Annotated in this window: 16 protein-coding genes; 7 read left to right on the top strand and 9 right to left on the bottom strand. The window is 72.2% G+C overall.

The window, feature by feature from the left end:
- Window positions 1-59: 59 nt before the first annotated feature.
- The 3 genes from QCD68_RS05015 to QCD68_RS05005 form a co-directional block, all read right to left on the bottom strand.
- On the bottom strand, window positions 60-890 hold the full coding sequence (locus QCD68_RS05015) for a cytochrome c oxidase assembly protein (protein WP_301222248.1): 831 nt from the start codon (window positions 888-890) through the stop codon (window positions 60-62).
- A gap of 79 nt (window positions 891-969) precedes the next feature.
- On the bottom strand, window positions 970-1,611 hold the full coding sequence (locus QCD68_RS05010) for a DNA alkylation repair protein (protein ID WP_221849828.1): 642 nt from the start codon (window positions 1,609-1,611) through the stop codon (window positions 970-972).
- Window positions 1,612-1,648: 37 nt separating this feature from the next.
- Window positions 1,649-2,809, bottom strand: a complete 1,161-nt coding sequence (locus QCD68_RS05005; RefSeq protein ID WP_301222247.1) for a peptidoglycan DD-metalloendopeptidase family protein — start codon at window positions 2,807-2,809, stop codon at window positions 1,649-1,651.
- A 393-nt stretch (window positions 2,810-3,202) separates the two neighbouring features.
- Between QCD68_RS05005 and QCD68_RS05000 the strand changes: the two genes are divergently transcribed.
- From QCD68_RS05000 to QCD68_RS04975, 6 genes are all read left to right on the top strand, one after another.
- Complete coding sequence (locus QCD68_RS05000; protein WP_301222246.1) at window positions 3,203-4,861, top strand: ABC transporter substrate-binding protein; 1,659 nt, start codon at window positions 3,203-3,205, stop codon at window positions 4,859-4,861.
- Complete coding sequence (locus QCD68_RS04995; RefSeq protein ID WP_111075148.1) at window positions 4,858-5,811, top strand: ABC transporter permease; 954 nt, start codon at window positions 4,858-4,860, stop codon at window positions 5,809-5,811. The genes QCD68_RS05000 and QCD68_RS04995 overlap by 4 nt, the downstream gene beginning before the upstream one ends.
- Complete coding sequence (locus QCD68_RS04990; protein ID WP_301222245.1) at window positions 5,808-6,695, top strand: ABC transporter permease; 888 nt, start codon at window positions 5,808-5,810, stop codon at window positions 6,693-6,695. Before QCD68_RS04995 ends, QCD68_RS04990 begins: the two co-directional genes overlap by 4 nt.
- 76 nt (window positions 6,696-6,771) lie before the next feature.
- The gene (locus QCD68_RS04985) at window positions 6,772-8,667 is read left to right on the top strand and encodes a gamma-glutamyltransferase family protein (RefSeq protein WP_301222290.1); all 1,896 of its coding nucleotides are present in this window, start codon (window positions 6,772-6,774) and stop codon (window positions 8,665-8,667) included.
- The gene (locus QCD68_RS04980) at window positions 8,651-10,324 is read left to right on the top strand and encodes a dipeptide ABC transporter ATP-binding protein (protein WP_441005170.1); all 1,674 of its coding nucleotides are present in this window, start codon (window positions 8,651-8,653) and stop codon (window positions 10,322-10,324) included. Before QCD68_RS04985 ends, QCD68_RS04980 begins: the two co-directional genes overlap by 17 nt.
- Window positions 10,325-10,359: 35 nt before the next feature.
- A complete protein-coding gene (locus QCD68_RS04975; protein ID WP_301222244.1) occupies window positions 10,360-11,031 on the top strand; it encodes a GntR family transcriptional regulator in 672 nt (223 codons plus the stop codon).
- A gap of 78 nt (window positions 11,032-11,109) precedes the next feature.
- On the opposite strand, the gene QCD68_RS04970 is transcribed toward QCD68_RS04975, so the two are convergent.
- The 6 genes from QCD68_RS04970 to QCD68_RS04945 all read right to left on the bottom strand — a co-directional run bounded on the left by QCD68_RS04970 (window position 11,110) and on the right by QCD68_RS04945 (window position 15,635).
- On the bottom strand, window positions 11,110-11,511 hold the full coding sequence (locus tag QCD68_RS04970; RefSeq protein ID WP_301222243.1) for a VOC family protein: 402 nt from the start codon (window positions 11,509-11,511) through the stop codon (window positions 11,110-11,112).
- 32 nt (window positions 11,512-11,543) lie between these two features.
- Window positions 11,544-12,506 (bottom strand): nucleotidyl transferase AbiEii/AbiGii toxin family protein, encoded by a 963-nt coding sequence (locus tag QCD68_RS04965; protein ID WP_301222242.1) that lies wholly within the window; start codon window positions 12,504-12,506, stop codon window positions 11,544-11,546.
- Window positions 12,499-13,152: a type IV toxin-antitoxin system AbiEi family antitoxin domain-containing protein gene (locus tag QCD68_RS04960; RefSeq protein ID WP_301222241.1), complete on the bottom strand. Its 654-nt coding sequence runs from the start codon at window positions 13,150-13,152 to the stop codon at window positions 12,499-12,501. Before QCD68_RS04960 ends, QCD68_RS04965 begins: the two co-directional genes overlap by 8 nt.
- Window positions 13,153-13,248: 96 nt before the next feature.
- On the bottom strand, window positions 13,249-13,581 hold the full coding sequence (locus QCD68_RS04955) for a hypothetical protein (protein ID WP_301222240.1): 333 nt from the start codon (window positions 13,579-13,581) through the stop codon (window positions 13,249-13,251).
- Window positions 13,582-13,594: 13 nt separating this feature from the next.
- The gene (locus QCD68_RS04950; protein WP_301222239.1) at window positions 13,595-14,554 is read right to left on the bottom strand and encodes a hypothetical protein; all 960 of its coding nucleotides are present in this window, start codon (window positions 14,552-14,554) and stop codon (window positions 13,595-13,597) included.
- 37 nt (window positions 14,555-14,591) lie between these two features.
- A complete protein-coding gene (locus tag QCD68_RS04945; RefSeq protein ID WP_301222238.1) occupies window positions 14,592-15,635 on the bottom strand; it encodes an NAD(P)-dependent alcohol dehydrogenase in 1,044 nt (347 codons plus the stop codon).
- 195 nt (window positions 15,636-15,830) lie between these two features.
- On the opposite strand from QCD68_RS04945, the gene QCD68_RS04940 reads away from it, so the two are divergent.
- On the top strand, window positions 15,831-16,268 hold the full coding sequence (locus QCD68_RS04940; protein ID WP_301222237.1) for an OsmC family protein: 438 nt from the start codon (window positions 15,831-15,833) through the stop codon (window positions 16,266-16,268).
- Window positions 16,269-16,397 lie beyond the last annotated feature (129 nt).

Raw genomic sequence — 16,397 nt, 5'->3', positions numbered from 1 at the left:
ACGCGTCGGACACGCCGAAGGAGCGGACGCGTCGACGGAGCAGACGCCTCGGGGTGCGCTCAGCTCGCCGCGTCGGAGGCGACGGGTGCGGCGGGCGCGGGGCGGGCCTCCCGGACGTCTGCGGCCACCCGCTCGTCGCGTGCGGTCCGCTCGTCGCGCGCTCGTTCGCCGGCGATGACGACGCCGAGTGCGACCGCGTACAGGACCGCGCCGATCCACAGGGCGGCCGAGGCCGACGGCACCTGGTCGGTGGGGATGCCGGGCACACCGGTGGCGCCCATCAGCGCGGCCTCGACGCAGAGGACCGCTGTCGACAGGACGACGACGGCCACGCGCAGCCAGCGCGGGGTGCGGCGGATGCCGGCCGAGACGCCGACGACACCCGCGGTCAGCAGCAGGCCGGCGAGCAGGAACCCGATCATCACGACCGAGTGCAGCGCCGGGTCGCGGGTCGAGTCGGCCGCGGTGGTGCCGGTGTAGAGCAGCCAGGAGCCGCCGACGGCGAGGACGGCGGCGACCACCGGGAACGCGAGCGCCCGGGTGAGCGGGTTGCCGGCCAGCCGACCGAGGCGCTGCAGCGGGACGGGCTCGAGCGTGCGGCGGGCGAGCGTCACCGGCGAGCCGAGCACCAGCAGCACCGGGGCGACCATGCCGATGACGACGTGCCCGAGGACGTGCGTGGTGAGGTCGTGACCTCCGGCGTGGCCGAGCGGACCGACCAGGACCGCGGCGACGGCGAGCAGTCCGGCGATCCAGGAGACCGTTCGGGCCAGGGGCCAGGCTGCGTGACCGCGTCGCCGCTGTCCGGCCGCGCCGACGATGTACACCGCGCCGGCCACGGTGAGGGCGATGAGGGTGAAGGTCCCGAGCATGCCGCCGTGAGAGTGCACCGATGAGCTCCTGTCGTGTTCCGACCATCCTGTCGGAGACCGGTGCGCTGTGTTCGGCGCGACCGGGATCCACGACTGGTCAGCCGCGCAATCGGTCCCGTTCCGCCGGTGGCAGGTGCTCGGTCGCGGTCTCCAGCGCCGCACGACTGAGGAACCGGCCCTGGCGTTCCAGGAACCCGATCAGCTCGGCCTCGGACGCCCGCTTGCCGGTCTCGCGCAGCACCCAGCCGAGGGCGGACTGCACGAGGTCGCCGCGCTCCCGGACCAGCCGACCGACGACGGCGAGCGGGACCTCGGCGTCGCCCTGCTTCGCGAACGCCAGGGTCGCCACCACCGCGGCTCGACGGACGAGCGCCACGTCGGACTTCGCGAGCGCGAACAGCGGCCCGGTCGAGCCGCCGAGCAGCGGGGCGCCGACCAGGTCCTCGGCGGCCAGGTCGACCAGCGCCGGGTCGTCGATCCGCTCGGCCCGGAGTGCGGAGAGGTACTCGTCGGTCAGGTCGGGGTCCGGAGTCCGGCGTGCGGCCTGCCGTTCGCGGGCCGCCTGCAGGAGCAGCACGACGGCGACGAGCCGGCCACCGGGGTCCTCGCTCCAGAGCAGTGCCGACCGCTCCCCCGGGTCCAGGTCCGCGAAGCGGCGGGCGACGCGGCGTGCGGCACCGACGTCCCCGGGCGTCCGGGCGAACGCGACGAGGACGTCCTCGGCGGTGGGGCGTGACATCCCCACCACCCTACGGCCGGGGCTCGGCGGGCCGGCGTCAGCGGAACGCGAGGATCGTCAGCGGGTCCTTGAGCGTCCCGTTCACGCGCGTCTCGACGTGGACGTGCGGGCCGGTCGACTGCCCGGTGTTGCCGGACTTGCCGAGCTGCGTGCCCAGCGAGACGACCTGGTCCTTGGTCACGGCGATCGAGCTCATGTGCGCCGTCAGCACCGTGGTCAGGCCGTACGTCACGATGACGTAGTTGCCGTAGCTGGCGTTGTTGCGGACCACCGTCGTCACGCGACCGGCACCGGAGGCGTAGACCGGCGTGCCGACCTTCACCGGCGAGTCCGTGCCCTGGTGGTAGCGCGGCACGTGTCCCGCGCCGCGGTCGTCGCCGTAGCGCCCGGTGATCGAGGTGCCGGCGACCGGCCACTGCAGTCCGGTGACCTTCTTCGTCGACCAGGACCGGGTGTCCGCCTTGCCGTAGAGGACGACGTTGCCGTCGAGCTGCACCAGCAGCGCTCCGCCACCCTTGCGGGACGTGTTCGAAGCCCAGAGCGCCTTGCCGCCGCCCTTCGGGTAGACGACCAGGTTGCCGTCGGCCTGCACCGCAGCGGTCGCGCCCGGGTGCCGGAAGGTCTTGGACGACCACGCGGCAGCGGTCCCGACGTACTGCACGAGGTTGCCGTCGGCCTGCATCGTGAACGTCTGCTGCCGGCCGGAACCGGATCGCAGGACGGTGCCGGGCAGGATCGTCGTGCCGGCGGGGACCCGGTTCTGGAACGTGTCGAGCTTCCACGTGGTCTTGCCGGCCGTGTCCAGCAGGCGCAGGCTGCCGTCACCGCTGACGGTCAGGGCCTTCGTCGGGGAGCTCTTCGGGCCCCACTGCGCCACCAGCTTGCCGTCCTTGATGATCGACAGCGGCCCCTCCTTCTGGACGACCGTGGCGGCTCCGTACTGGTTCGGGGTGTTCGACGCCCAGAGCACCACGTTGCCGATGCCGTACTCGACGAGGTTGCCGTCGCCCTGCATCACCAGGCGGAACTGCCCGTTCGGGGAGGTCACCTGGTCGCCGGCGCGCAGCCAGGTGCCCGCCGGTGCGGAGCCGGTGTAGGTGGTCGCTGCGTGTGCCGGTGCGGCGACCGCGACGAGTCCCGCGGCCGCGATCGCGACGGCGGTGACGGCCGCGGCGAAGCGTGCTCGTGCCCTGATCATGTGGTGGTCGTCCCTGCTCGTGGTGAGGCCCACCGCGGGCGGCCGAGCGCCAGCGCGGTGCGTGTCCTGTGTCGAGCGGTCCCTGTACAGCTCGACGGTCAAGGGTCGCAGGCCGGGCGCGCCTGGGCTATCCCCCGGTCCGGGGGCGTTGCGCGACGCGGGTCCGTGTGCTCCCGGCGCTCCGGGGACACGACGGGCACACGCGTGCTCAGTCGGCGACGCGTTCGACGCGGCCGTCGCGGCCGTCGCGGCCGTCGCGGGGGCGATGGTTTTACACGATCGAAACAGATTGTGCACAAACGGGGGCCCTGATCCGTGATTGTATGCAATCAACCCCGCTCCTGAGCGCGATCCCACGAGGAACGCCACGCCACACACCGCATCAGGAACCCCATGTCCCCGATCAGTCCCCGTCGCCGCCGCACGCTCCTCGCCCTGCCCGCGGTCGTCATCGCCGCCACGCTCGCCCTGACCGCGTGCGTGCCCGTCCAACGCTCGAAGGCCGGCGGCACGACCGCCGGCACCGTCACCACCGCACCGATCGGCGACCGCCAGGTCCGCGAGGGCGGCGACCTCGTGATGGCCCTCTCCGCGGAGCCGGACCGTCTCGACCCCACGACCTCGTCGTCGCTGTACACCCGGTACGTCATGGAGACGATGTGCCAGAAGCTGTACGACATCGACGACGAGGGCGCGATCGTCCCGATGCTCGCGACGGCGCTGCCGACGGTGTCCGACGACGGGAAGACGGTCACGTTCCCCGTCAAGACCGGCGTCCGGTTCGCCGACGGCACCCCGTTCGACGCGGCGGCCGTGGTCACGACGCTCGAGCGGAACCTCACCAAGGCCGACTCCAGCCGGAAGAGCGAGATGGGGCCGGTGTCGGACGTCACCGCGGTGGACGACCACACCGTCCAGCTGCACTACGACACCCCGTTCGCACCGATCACGGCGGCGCTCGCCGACCGTGCGGGCATGGTGATGTCACCGACCGCGCTCCAGGAGGAAGGCGACGGGTTCGGGGACGCCCCGGTGTGCGTCGGCCCGTACAAGTTCGTCAAGCGGGTGCCGCAGACCTCGATCCAGGTCGAGCGCGACCCGGAGTACTACGACACGGCGAGCGCCCACTTCGACACGATCACCTACCGGATCATCACCGACGCCAGCATCCGCGCGGCGAACCTGAAGTCCGGGGACGTGCAGGTGGCGGACACGATCTCCACCCAGGACGTCGACGACCTGCGGAAGCGGAAGGACCTGACCGTCCTGCGCACCGGGTCGCTCGGGTACCAGGGCATCACGGTGAACATCGGCAACCAGGACGGCGTCGGCACGGACCCGCGGCAGATCGACACCCCGCTGGCGAAGCGTGCGGACGTGCGGCGAGCGCTGTCGATGTCGATCAACCGCGCCGAGCTCGTGCAGAGCGTGTTCCACGGCTGGGCGGACGTCGCGTGCTCCCCGGTGCCGGACACGAGCATCTTCGCGAGCGACGCCAGCAAGGCGTGCCCCGCGTACGACCCGGACGCCGCGAAGGAGATCCTGCGGAAGGCCGGCGTGCAGCAGCCGTTCCCGATCGACATGGAGGTGACGAACACCCCCGACACGGTCCGGTTCGCCCAGGCCCTGCAGGCGCAGGCCCGTGCCGGTGGCTTCGCGATCACGATCACCCCGGTGGAGTACACGACGCTGCTCGACGACCAGACCCGTGGCGACTTCCAGGCGCTGCAGCTCGGTTGGTCGGGCCGCGTGGACCCGCACGGCAACATCGGCGGGTTCCTGGCGACCGGCGGCGGCAACAACTACGCCGGGTACAGCAACCCCGAGGTCGACGACCTGATCGACCGCGCCGCGCAGGCGACCGACGAGCAGGAGCGCGCCGACCTGTACGGGCAGATGACCGAGCTGGTGCAGCGCGACGACCCGATCATCTACCTCTACCGGACCCGGAGCATCACCGGTCTCCGGAACGACGTCGCGGGCGTCTCGACGTACGCGGACGGCGTGGTCCGGCTCAGTCAGGCCGCGTTCGTGGAGGGGACCGACAAGTGATCCGCTACGTGACGACCCGCCTGTGGCAGGCGGCGCTCACCCTCGTGCTCGCGTCCATCGTGGTGTTCGTCGGCGTCCGGCAGCTGCCGGGCGACCCGGCGCTCGCACTCGCCGGCGAGGAAGCGAGCCCCGCCCGCCTCGCCGCGGTCCGGGCCTCGCTCGGCCTCGATGACTCGATCGTCGTGCAGTACTGGCGGTTCGTCGTGAACGCGCTGCAGGGCGACCTCGGCCGCTCGACCCGCACCGGCACCCCCGTCACCGAGCTCCTCGGCGCGACGCTCCCGGTCACGCTGTGGCTGGCGCTGTACGCGATCGTCGTCGCGGTGCTGGTCGGCGTCGCCCTCGGCACCCTGGCCGAGCGGTACCGCGGCCGCTGGCCCGAGTGGATGGCGAACGCCGCGGCGCTCGTCGGGCTGTCGGTACCGAACTTCTGGCTCGGGATCCTGGCGATCGTGTGGCTCGCGGCCGGCCTCGGGTGGTTCCCCGCCTCGGGCTACGTCCCGATGACGACGAACCCGCTGAGCGCGCTGTACCACCTGACGCTCCCGGCCGTGATCCTCGGCACGTCCCTGGCAGCCGTGATCATGCGGCAGACCCGGGCTTCGATGATCGAGACGATGAAGACCGACTTCGTCCGGACCGCCCGGGCCAAGGGGCTCTCCCGCGGCCGGGTGCTGTTCCGGTACGGCCTGCGGAACTCGATGATCGTGGTCGTCACCATCGTCGGGCTGCAGCTCGGCGGGCTCATCTCGGGCGCCGTCGTCACCGAGCGCATCTTCGCCCTGCCCGGGTTCGGCAAGCTCACACTCGACTCGGTGTTCACCCGGGACTACCCGGTGATCCAGGCCGTCGTCCTCGTCATCACGCTCGGCTACGTGCTCATCAACTTCGCCGTCGACGTGCTCTACTCCGTCATCAACCCGAAGATCCGCGTGGGAGGGACCAAGTGACCACGCTCACCCCGACCGAAGCCGCCGCGTTCGACCTCGGCTCCAGCCGCGGCCGTGTCTGGCGGCAGGTCCGATCGAACCGCCTCGGCATGACCGGGGGCATCATGCTCGCGGTCGTCGTCCTCGCGGCGCTCACCGCACCGCTCGTCGCCCCGCACGACCCCACCGAGACGCACTTCGACCTGCCGTTCCAGGTGCCGTTCACGGTCGGGTTCGGCCTGGGCACCGACGACCTGGGGCGCGACATCCTGTCCCGCACGCTCTACGGCGTGCAGGTCTCGCTGATCGTCGGCGCGCTGTCCGTCCTGGTGTCCGTCGTCGTCGGCACGCCGCTCGGCCTGCTCGCCGGGTACTGGAAGTGGCTCGACGCGGTCATCTCCCGGCTGACCGACGTGGCCCTCGCGTTCCCGTTCCTCATCATCGCGGTCGGCCTCGCCGCCATCAGCGGCCCGAGCCTGTCGAACGCGGTCATCGCGATCGGCGTCTCGCACGTCCCGGCGATGATCCGCATCGTCCGCGGTGAGACGCTCCGCATCACGAGCGCCGACTTCGTCACGAGCGCGAAGACCCTCGACGCCGGTGGCGCGCGCATCATCGCCCAGCACGTGCTGCCGAACTGCGTGTCGGCGATCATCGTGCAGGCGACGGTGATCATGCCGGTCGCCGTGATCGGCGAGGCGCTGCTGTCCTTCCTCGGGCTCGGCATCCAGCCGCCCACACCGAGCCTCGGCATCATGCTCTCCGACGCGCAGCAGTACCTCGGCCAGGCGCCGTGGGCCGCGGTCGTCCCCGGCATCGCCATCGCCGTCATCTGCCTCGGCTTCAACCTGTTCGGGGACGCCCTGCGCGACGCCCTCGACCCCACCGCCTCCGACCGGAAGTGACACCGTGAGCACCAACCCCGCCTTCGTCGAACCGAGCATCGAGACCACCAGGCCGGACCTGCTGGGCACGTTCGGCATGGCCGCGTCCACGCACTGGATCGCGACCGCCACCGCGCAGTCCGTCCTGGAGCGCGGCGGCAACGCCTTCGACGCCGCCGTCGCCGGCGCGTTCGTCCTGCACGTCGTGGAACCGCACCTGAACGGCCCCGGTGGCGACATGACCGGGATCTTCGCCACCGCGGACGACCCGACGCCCCGGGTCCTCATGGGGCAGGGCCCGGCTCCGGCCGGCGCGACGCCGGAGCACTTCCGCGCCGAGGGCCTCGACCTGGTCCCCGGCGCCGGGGCACTCGCCGCGGCCGTCCCGGGCGCCGTCGACGCCTGGCTCCTGCTGCTCCGCGACCACGGCACGTGGGAGCTCGCCGACGTCCTCGCGCCGGCCGTCGGCTACGCCCGTGACGGGCACCCGATCGCGCCGCGCGTGGCCGCGACGATCGCGACGGTGGAGAGCCTGTTCCGCGACCACTGGCCGTCCTCCGCCGCTCTGTGGCTGACGGGAGGTGGGCCCACGCGGGCCGGTTCCGACGCGTCGCGGAGCTTGCGGAGCGACGTGGCGGCCGAGCCCGTGGGGACGGTGCCGGTCGCCGGGGACGTCATCAGGAACGAGACGTGGGCTTCCGTGCTCGAGCGGCTCGTCGACGCCGGCTCCGTGCACGACGGGGCGGCCGCCGACGGCCGCGTCCGCCGCATCGACGCCGCCCGGGACGCCTGGGCGACCGGGTTCGTGGCCGAGGCGATCGACCGCTTCGTGCGGGCCCCACACCGCCACGCCTCGGGCACCGACCATGCCGGGGTCATCCGGGCCGAGGACCTCGCCGCGTTCCGGGCCTCGTACGAACCGGCGACGACGGCCGAGTTCCGCGGCTGCACGATCGCGAAGACCGGGCCGTGGGGCCAGGGGCCGGCGCTGCTCCAGACGCTGCGACTGCTCGACCCGCTCGACGACGCCCTGCTCGACCCGTCCACCGTCGCCGGTGCGCACACGATCGTCGAGGCGCAGAAGCTCGCCCTCGCCGACCGCGAGGCGTACTACGGCGACGGCGACGTCCCGATGGCCGAGCTGCTCTCCGACGCGTACTCGGACGAGCGCCGCACCCTCATCGGCGAGCGCGCCTCGCACGAGCTCCGTCCGGGGTCGGTGTCCGTCGCCGCCGGGGCGCTCCCGCCACTCCGCGAGACGTACACGCCGAGGGGTGAACCCGTCGCCGGTGTCGGCGAACCGACCGTGCCCGGTGCCCGTGGGAACGCGGTCGCGGCCCCCGCCGAGGACGACGCCCTGACCGAGGACCGCGGCGAGCCGATCGTGATGGCGACCGGCGAGACCCGGGGCGACACGGTCCACATCGACGTCGTCGACCGCTGGGGCAACATCGTCAGCGCCACCCCCTCTGGTGGTTGGCTGCAGTCCTCGCCGACGATCCCGGAGCTCGGGTTCTGCCTCGGCACCCGCCTGCAGATGGTCTGGCTCGAGGACGGCACCGCGTCGACGCTGCGCCCCGGCCAGCGCCCGCGGACGACACTCACGCCGACCCTGGTGCTCCGCGACGGCGCACCCGCCATGGCGCTCGGTTCCCCCGGCGGCGACCAGCAAGACCAGTGGCAGCTGCTGTTCCTGCTCCGGACGATCGTCGGCGGGTACAGCCCGCAGCAGGCCATCGACGCTCCCGCGCTGCACACCACGTCCTTCCCGGGCTCGTTCTGGCCCCGGACCTGGACGCCCGGTGGCCTGGTGGTCGAGGACCGCCTCGGTGACGACGTCATCACCGGCCTCGAGGCCCTCGGCCACGTCGTCACCCGCGCCGGCGACTGGTCGCTCGGCCGTCTGTCCTGCGTGACGCGGGACCCCGCCACCGGCGTCCTCGGCGCCGCCGCCAACCCGAGAGGAGCCCAGGGACATGCCACAGGACGCTGACTCACCGATGACCGACCGGACGACGACCACCGGACGCGAGCCGAGCCTCCCGTCCGACCCTGGCGAGCCCCTGCTCTCCGTGCGTGACCTGCGGGTCGCGTTCGGCAGTACCGAGGTGCTGCACGGCGTCGACCTCGACGTCCGCCGCGGCGAGCGCGTCGCGATCGTCGGCCAGTCCGGCTCGGGCAAGTCGACGCTCATCGCGGCGGTGCTGCGGCTGCTGCCGGGAGCCGGACACGTCACGGGTGGGTCGATCCGGCTCGGCGACCTCGACGTGACCGGGGCCGACGAGTCCGCGATGCGGCGCGTCCGCGGCGGCCGGATCGGGCTCGTCCCGCAGGACCCGTCGACGAACCTGAACCCGTCGATGCGCGTCGGGGCGCAGATCGCGGACACGCTGCGCGCCGGCGGGATGCGCGGGCGCGCCACGATCCGCCAGCGGGTGGTCGCCCTGATGACCGAGGCCGGCATCCCGGAGGCGAGCCAGCGCGCGGACCAGTTCCCCCACGAGTTCTCCGGCGGCATGCGGCAGCGCATCCTCATCGCGATCGCGCTGGCCCGGCAGCCGGAGCTGCTCATCGCGGACGAGCCGACGAGCGCACTCGACGTGACCGTGCAGCGGCAGATCCTCGACCACCTGCAGACGCTCGTCGACCAGCACGGCACGACGCTGCTGTTCGTCACGCACGACCTCGGTGTCGCGGCCGACCGGACCGACCGGGTGGTCGTCATGCTCGACGGCGAGGTCGTCGAGCAGGGCGCGCCCGGCGACATCCTGCGGAACCCGCAGCACGAGTACACGAAGCGGCTCATCGCGGCCGCCCCGGCACTGTCCGGGCTGCCGCCCGAGCCGATCGTCACCGGTGAGCCGATCCTCGTCGTGTCGGACCTGGTGAAGGAGTACCGGATCCGTGGTCGTGGCGCGGGGACGCTGCGGGCGGCGGACGGGGTGTCGTTCGCGGTCCGCCGCGGGACCACCACCGCCGTCGTCGGGGAGTCCGGCTCGGGGAAGACGACCGTCGCGCGCATCGTGCTCGGGCTCGAGGCGCCGACGTCCGGCAGCGCCCTGGTCGACGGGCTCTCGATCGGCAGCGCGCGCGGGGCGGAACGACGGGGCGTCCGGCGACGGGTGCAGCCGGTGTTCCAGGACCCGTACGGGTCGCTCGACCCGACGTCCACCATCGAGCGGGTGATCGACGAACCGCTCCGCGTGTTCGGCATCGGCGACCGGGCCGCGCGCACCGAGCGGGTGGCGACCCTGCTCGACCAGGTCGCCCTGCCCCGGGCCGTCGCCCAGCTGCGGCCGAACGAACTCTCCGGCGGCCAGCGGCAGCGTGTCGCGATCGCCCGGGCGCTCGCGCTCGAGCCGGACCTGCTCATCCTCGACGAGGCGGTCTCCGCGCTCGACGTGCTCGTGCAGGAGCAGATCCTCGCCCTGCTCGACGACCTGCAGGACCGACTCGGGCTGAGCTACCTGTTCATCACGCACGACCTCGGGGTGGTCCGGCGGATCGCGGACGACGTCGTGGTGATGCGGCGCGGTGCGGTCGTCGAGCGGGGCTCGGTCGCCCGGGTGTTCAACGACCCGCAGGAGCAGTACACGAAGGACCTGCTCGACGCGATCCCGGGTCGGGCGCTCGCGGAGAGCGCGGTGTGACGAGCGTCCCGGCCGGTTGTGGGACGCTTGGCCCCGTGCTGAACGGTGCCGGTGTCCTCGACGCGATCCGCCGCGACATCGTCGCGGGGGACCTGCTGCCCGGCACCCGGGTGACCGAGGCGTTCCTGGCGGAGCGTTACGGCGTCTCCCGGGTGCCCGTGCGCGAGGCGCTCCGCGGGCTCGAGGGCGAGGGCTTCGTCGTGTCGCAGCCGAACGTCGGCTCGCGCATCGCCGCGATCCCCGTCGACGAGGCCGACGACCTGTTCGCGGTGCGCGAGTCGCTCGAGGTCGCCACCGCCAGGCGTGCCGCGACCCGCGCCAGGACACTGTTCGACGGCGACACCCCACCGGCGGACTGGTGGCGGGTGCGCCGGGAGCTCGGCGTGGTCCTCGACACCGGGGACCGAGCGGTGGAGCGCGACGACCTGGGGCAGCTCGTCGACCTCAACGACCGCTTCCACTTCCTGGTCGCCGAGCTCTCCGGCAGCACCACGCTCGCCACGCTGCTGCGCCAGCTCTCGCGGAAGATCGAGTGGCTGTACGCGATGGACACCTTCTCGCGCGGCAAGCGGCTCTGGCCCGAGCACCGGCAGATCCTGTCCGCGATCGACGCCGGGGACGTCGAGACGGCGGTCGCGCGCATGGCAGCGCACGTCCAGCAGAGCCGCATCGGGTACGCGGCACGGACCCCGGACCGCGCGCAGTGACCGTGCCGTCGACCTCCTGCACCAGGGCGCCGTCCGCCTGCGTCGAGCGCGCCGGCTGACGACCGGAGGCGCGGGCCGTCAGGCGGTGGCGGCGACGGGCTTCATCCAGAACGGCGACCAGTGGTACCCGTCCGGGTCGTCGAACTGGCGCTGGTACATGAACGGGTAGTCGTCGGTGTCGCCGATCCTGCCGCCCGCAGCGGCCGCGCGTTCGACGAGCTCGTCCACGGCCTCCTGGCTGGGCAGGTCGAACGACACCGTCGTCTTCGAGGGGGTGTCCGGGCCGCCGATCAGGTCCTCGGTACCGCCGACGCTGGCGTACATCTCCCGACTGGCGATCATGACGTACTGCTCGGGGGCGATCGCGAAGCAGGACACGGCGTCACCGGACATCTCGGCGTTCTGCGTCCACCCGAGCGCCGTGTAGAACGCGGTCGCACGCTCGACGCTCGCGACCGGACAGCTGATGAAGAGGCTCATGCGCGCAAGACTCGTCCCGCTGCGGGTGGCCGTCAAGGTCCTGGCAGGACCGTGTCCTCTGCGGGTGGGACCTGATCTGCCGCGAGCCAGCCCCGTCCCGGAACCCAGGTCATTCCATCGTCACCGTCGAGGGCCGGTTCGATGAGGGATCGCACGAACCGTTCGGCATCACGGACGTCCGTGATGCCGCCGGCGGACGGCGTTGCGGCTGCGAGCGTGCGGTACTGCCGATCCCAACCGTCCGGGACGCTGAACACCGCGATCGGTCCGAGATCCGTGTGCCAGCGCTTGTGCTCGATCGCGGCGCGTAGTTCGTACATGCTGATCTGCTGCGTGCGGCCGATGGTGACCAGGTCGACCAGGTCCTTCACCCGACTGCTCGGGCGGCCGTCGTAGCGCTGCAGTGTGGCGCACACCTTCTCCGCGACCTGGTCGGCGACGGGGAACAGCCGGTACTGCGGCGCCGGGAGGCTGCGTGGCAGCGCGAGTCGGTTGATCGGTGTCACCGTCTCGACCGTGCCGACCGGCGCTGGCCCGACGACGACGTCAGCCGGGACCTCACCGACCTTCCGACCAGTCTGTGCGTCGAGGCACGAGAACAGCAGCCTGCGGGTCTGCACGCCAGGCTGGTTCTCACCACGGCCGGTGTGACGGACGCCGATGAGATCGAAGCGGAGATGGTCGTCGAGTTGCCGTCCGACGGCACGTTCGAGGGCTGTTTGCGCCTCGTCGAGGTGCCCGATCCGCGCGGCCAGATCGACGTCCTTCGTCGCTCGGGTGTGCGGCACCCGGGCCAGCATCGCGCCTCCGCCCTTGAGCAGCCAATCCGACGACTCGCCATCGGCGAAGACCCGCGCCAGGAACCGGTCCTGCCGTGCCTGGGCGATCTGTGCCGCGACGTCCTGGCTCGTGATGCCCTCCGCTCGGGCTCGTGTTGCGGCGGCCTTGATCGCCTGGGCGATCGCGGTCCAGCTGACGTACGCGGCGTCAGGCATCGGTGATCGGACGGTCGATCGACGCGCGAGCGAGCAGGTCGGCGGCGAACTCGCTCCCGTCACGGAACCCGGAGCCCCGAGCAAGGGGATCGAGGTACTGCGCGAGTTGCCGTGGACGACCGAACTTGCCCTGCTCGTGCGCCGACGCGAGGGTGTCGACCACCAGTGACCGATCGGTCGAGAGCCCGACGAGGTCCGCGATCGTTCGCTCGACAGTGAGTGTCGGCACGCTCTCTGCGAAGGTCACCTCGGCCGATGTCAGCGCCCGGACACGCAGCCGGGCTGGCAGCCGTGTGGCACGTCGAGTCGGCACGATGAAGTCCGACTGCTCCAGGGAGAAGTCACCGATGCCGTGCAGGACCGTGGCCGTCACCCCCGCCGCGACGACCGCCGGCACGTCCGCACCGGTAGCCGGCCGGGTCGCGCCCCCGAGTGCGAGCCACGTGGCATAGATCGCCTCGTGCTCGAGTTCGGGCGCGCCCGCCATCCGGTACACACCCTGCGCGACCCGCACCAGGACGCCCGTCGACGTCAGCCGCGTCAGCGCGTTGCGACCGACATCGACGGCCGCTGCCTGCGCTGTGGTCAACAGTCCCCACCGCTGTGTTGCGACTTCCGCGAGTCGCCCCGTCACCGCACCTGCCATGCAACGATTGTATTCAGAAATGGACACAAATGCTGCTCATAAGTTGATGCATTGGTCGGCGGAGGCAGGCCTACTCGGTCGACATCGCCGTCGAGGTCAGGGCAGATCCGTCGGGCCGCGGAGTTCACCCCACCCGAAGCCGCTCTCCGCGATGAAGTCCTGCAGGTCGCTCTGCACAGCGCGGACCATCGCCACCGGACCCTCGCGCACGTCGAAGCCGCCGGACCACCCCCGCTCCCCGAGGATCCACCAGCGCATGGCCGCACAGTTGGACTCGACCAGGTCGTCCGGCTCGAGTGGGGGCTCGTCGGGGTGATCCCGGGGCACGACCTCGAGCCGCAACGACGCCAGTTCGTCGTCGTGCAGCATCTCGCGGAACATCGGCATGAGCAGGGCGACGACCTCGGAGACGCGCATCACTTCAGGCATCGAGACCGTCCTCTCAGTCCGTCGGCATGCCCGGGGAGCCCGTCGGCGTGACCCACACCAGCGACGACACCACCTCGCGACCACTCGCCAGGGCGTTCCGGAGCGACCGGGTGTTGCCGGGGTGGATGTGCCCGCAGAGCACGTCCGAGGGGCCGGCCGGCAGCGCACGAGCGAGCTGGCGCAGGACGAGCGGCCCGTACCCGTGCCCGCGGTGCTCGGCGTCCAGGACGATCTCCTCGACCGTGAACCCGGTGAAGCCGTCCACGTCGTCCCGCGCCGCAGTGACGACCCCGGCGGTGCGTCCGGCGATCACCACGTCGAACAGCAGCCCTTCCTCGTCCGCGTCGGCGAGCGAGTCCTGGTCGGCGGCGGTCGCCCACTGGTCCAGGTCCGGCTCCGAGCGCCGTAGCCCGTCGTAAGCGTCGGCGACTCGGACCGCGGCGCCGGCCGGCTCGGCCCGGACGAGTTCGACGTCCACACCGGTGCTCGCGGCGCCGGCGGCCACCCGCGCGACCGGGGCCGCCACCACGAGCAGGTCCGGCACGGCGGTGAACCCGTCCGACGCCGGCGCCGACCGCTGGTCGCCGGGCAGGTGCACACGGAGGCACAGCGGGGCGAACTCCCGGTGGGCGGTGAGCACCTCGGCGAGTTCGGCGATGCCGGCGGCGTCCGGGGTCACGTCCGTGGCGATGACGTCGACGAAGGGCTTCGCGACGTCCCGTCCGCGGAACCGGATGCCCGTGATCGCCCAGTGCCCGGACGACAGGTCGAGGCGTCGGTTGGCCCACAACAGTGGATCGGCGACGGGGAGCTGCACGGCATCGCGGACGGCTACACCCCACGAGGCGTCACCGACCAGGGCGAGCGCAGGGGCCGCCGACGCCGCCAGGTCCTGTCGCCAGGACGGGTTCCAGTCCCGCAGCTGTGCCGGGGACCAGGTCTCGAGTGCGGAGAGGACTGCGGTGTCGGTCATCGGACCCGACCCTAGGGCCCCCGACGACCGGCGCACGCTAGAGCGTCGGCACGACCACCGCGCGGCCACTGAGCTCGCCGGCCTCGAGCTTCCGGTAGGCCTCGAGCGCATCGGCCAGGGCGAACCGCTCGATGTCCGGCACGATCTGACCCGCGCGGTACATCGCGACGACGTCGTGCAGGTCCTCGATCGTGCCCCAGTAGGTGTTCGTGATGGTGGACTCGTACGGCGTCGAGAAGAAGTTCCACTCGGTGGTGCCGCCAGCGATCCCGACGACGGTGAACCGGCCGCCGACGGCCATCGACGCCTGCGCGGTCTGGATGGTCGGGGTGACACCGACGAAGTCGAACGCGGCGTCGACGCCGGCACCGCCCGTGATCTCGCGGATCCGGGCGACCTGGTCGGGTCCGCTCGGGACGGTGATCGCGCCACGCTCGGCGGCGCGGGCCATCGCGTCCTCCTTGGTGTCCGTCGCGATGACGGTCGCTCCGGTGAGGGCGGTGAGGATCTGGACGGCGATCTGCCCGAGGCCACCGAGTCCGACGACGAGCGCGTACTTGCCGCCGCCGGCCAGGTTCGGCAGGGCGTTCTTGATCGCGTGGTACGGCGTCAGGGCGGCGTCACTGAGGGGTGCTGCCGCGATCGGGTCGGCGTCTCCGAGCGGGACGAGGTTGCGTGCCGGCACGACGACGTACTCGGCCATCCCGCCGTCGCGGCCCAGGCCGATGCCGGCGTACGGGTTGGTGGCCGCGTTCTCGCAGTAGGTGTCCTGCCCCTTCGAGCAGTACCGGCAGTGCCCGCAGCCGACCGGACCGTAGACCAAGTAGGCATCGCCCACGGTGAAACCGGTGACGCCCTCGCCGACGGACTCGACCCAGCCGGAGTTCTCGTGGCCGAGGACGAACGCGGGCCGCTGGGCGCCGGGCTGGCCCTCCTGGAACTCACGGTAGACGGCGACGTCGGAGTGGCAGGCACCGGCGCCGGCGACCTTGAGGAGGACCTCGCCCGGACCCGGCGCGGGCTTCTCGACGTCGGTCAGGGACGGGGAGGTCTGGTACTGCTCGAAGACGACTGCACGCATGGCCCAAAACTACACCTGTTGCCGAAATCGCCGTCGGACCGGAGGGCGCGCGACAATCCGCCTTGCGCACCACCTGAACCCCGGGAGCCGTCAGCCTGCGTCTTCCCCGGGAACCGGTTGCGAGAACGAGCGTTCTCCGATTGACTCGGCACCGAGGGTCGCACCCGGCCCACACCCCGAACGAAAGGAGCGGCCATGCCCACGCGCACCGCACGCACCGCCTGGAACGGCGGCCTCAACGACGGTTCCGGCCAGGTCGAACTCTCCAGCTCGAAGGTCGGCACCTACGACGTGTCCTTCCCGAAGCGCGCCGCTGACGAGGCCGGCGGCACCACCAGCCCCGAAGAGCTCATCGCCGCAGCGCACTCGGCCTGCTACGCCATGCAGTTCTCCGCCGTCCTCGGCGAGGCCGGCGGCACCGTCGAGTCCCTCGACGTCAAGGCCGACGTCTCGCTCGGCCCGGACACGGTCGGCTTCAAGCTCACCGGCATCGTCCTCACCGTGCACGGCGAGGTCACCGGCATCGACGAGGCGACCTTCCTGAAGGCCGCCGACGAGGCCAAGGCGACCTGCCCGGTCAGCAAGGCCCTCACCGGCGTCGACATCGAACTCCACGCCACGTTCGAGCAGTAAGCAGCGCGCACCGCACTGACGGGGGGGGCCCCCCCCCGCCCGGGGGGGGGCGCCCCGCCCGGGGGCCCCCCCCCGCCCCCCCGGGCCCGCGGGCGCCCCGGCCAACTGGGCCAAGGGGCGCCCCCCCCC

This window comes from Curtobacterium sp. PsM8, assembly GCF_030433875.1.
In the GTDB taxonomy this organism is placed as follows: Bacteria; Actinomycetota; Actinomycetes; order Actinomycetales; family Microbacteriaceae; genus Curtobacterium.
The sequence above is the reverse complement of the archived record's forward strand: the minus strand, read 5'-3'. Positions and strand labels throughout refer to the sequence as shown.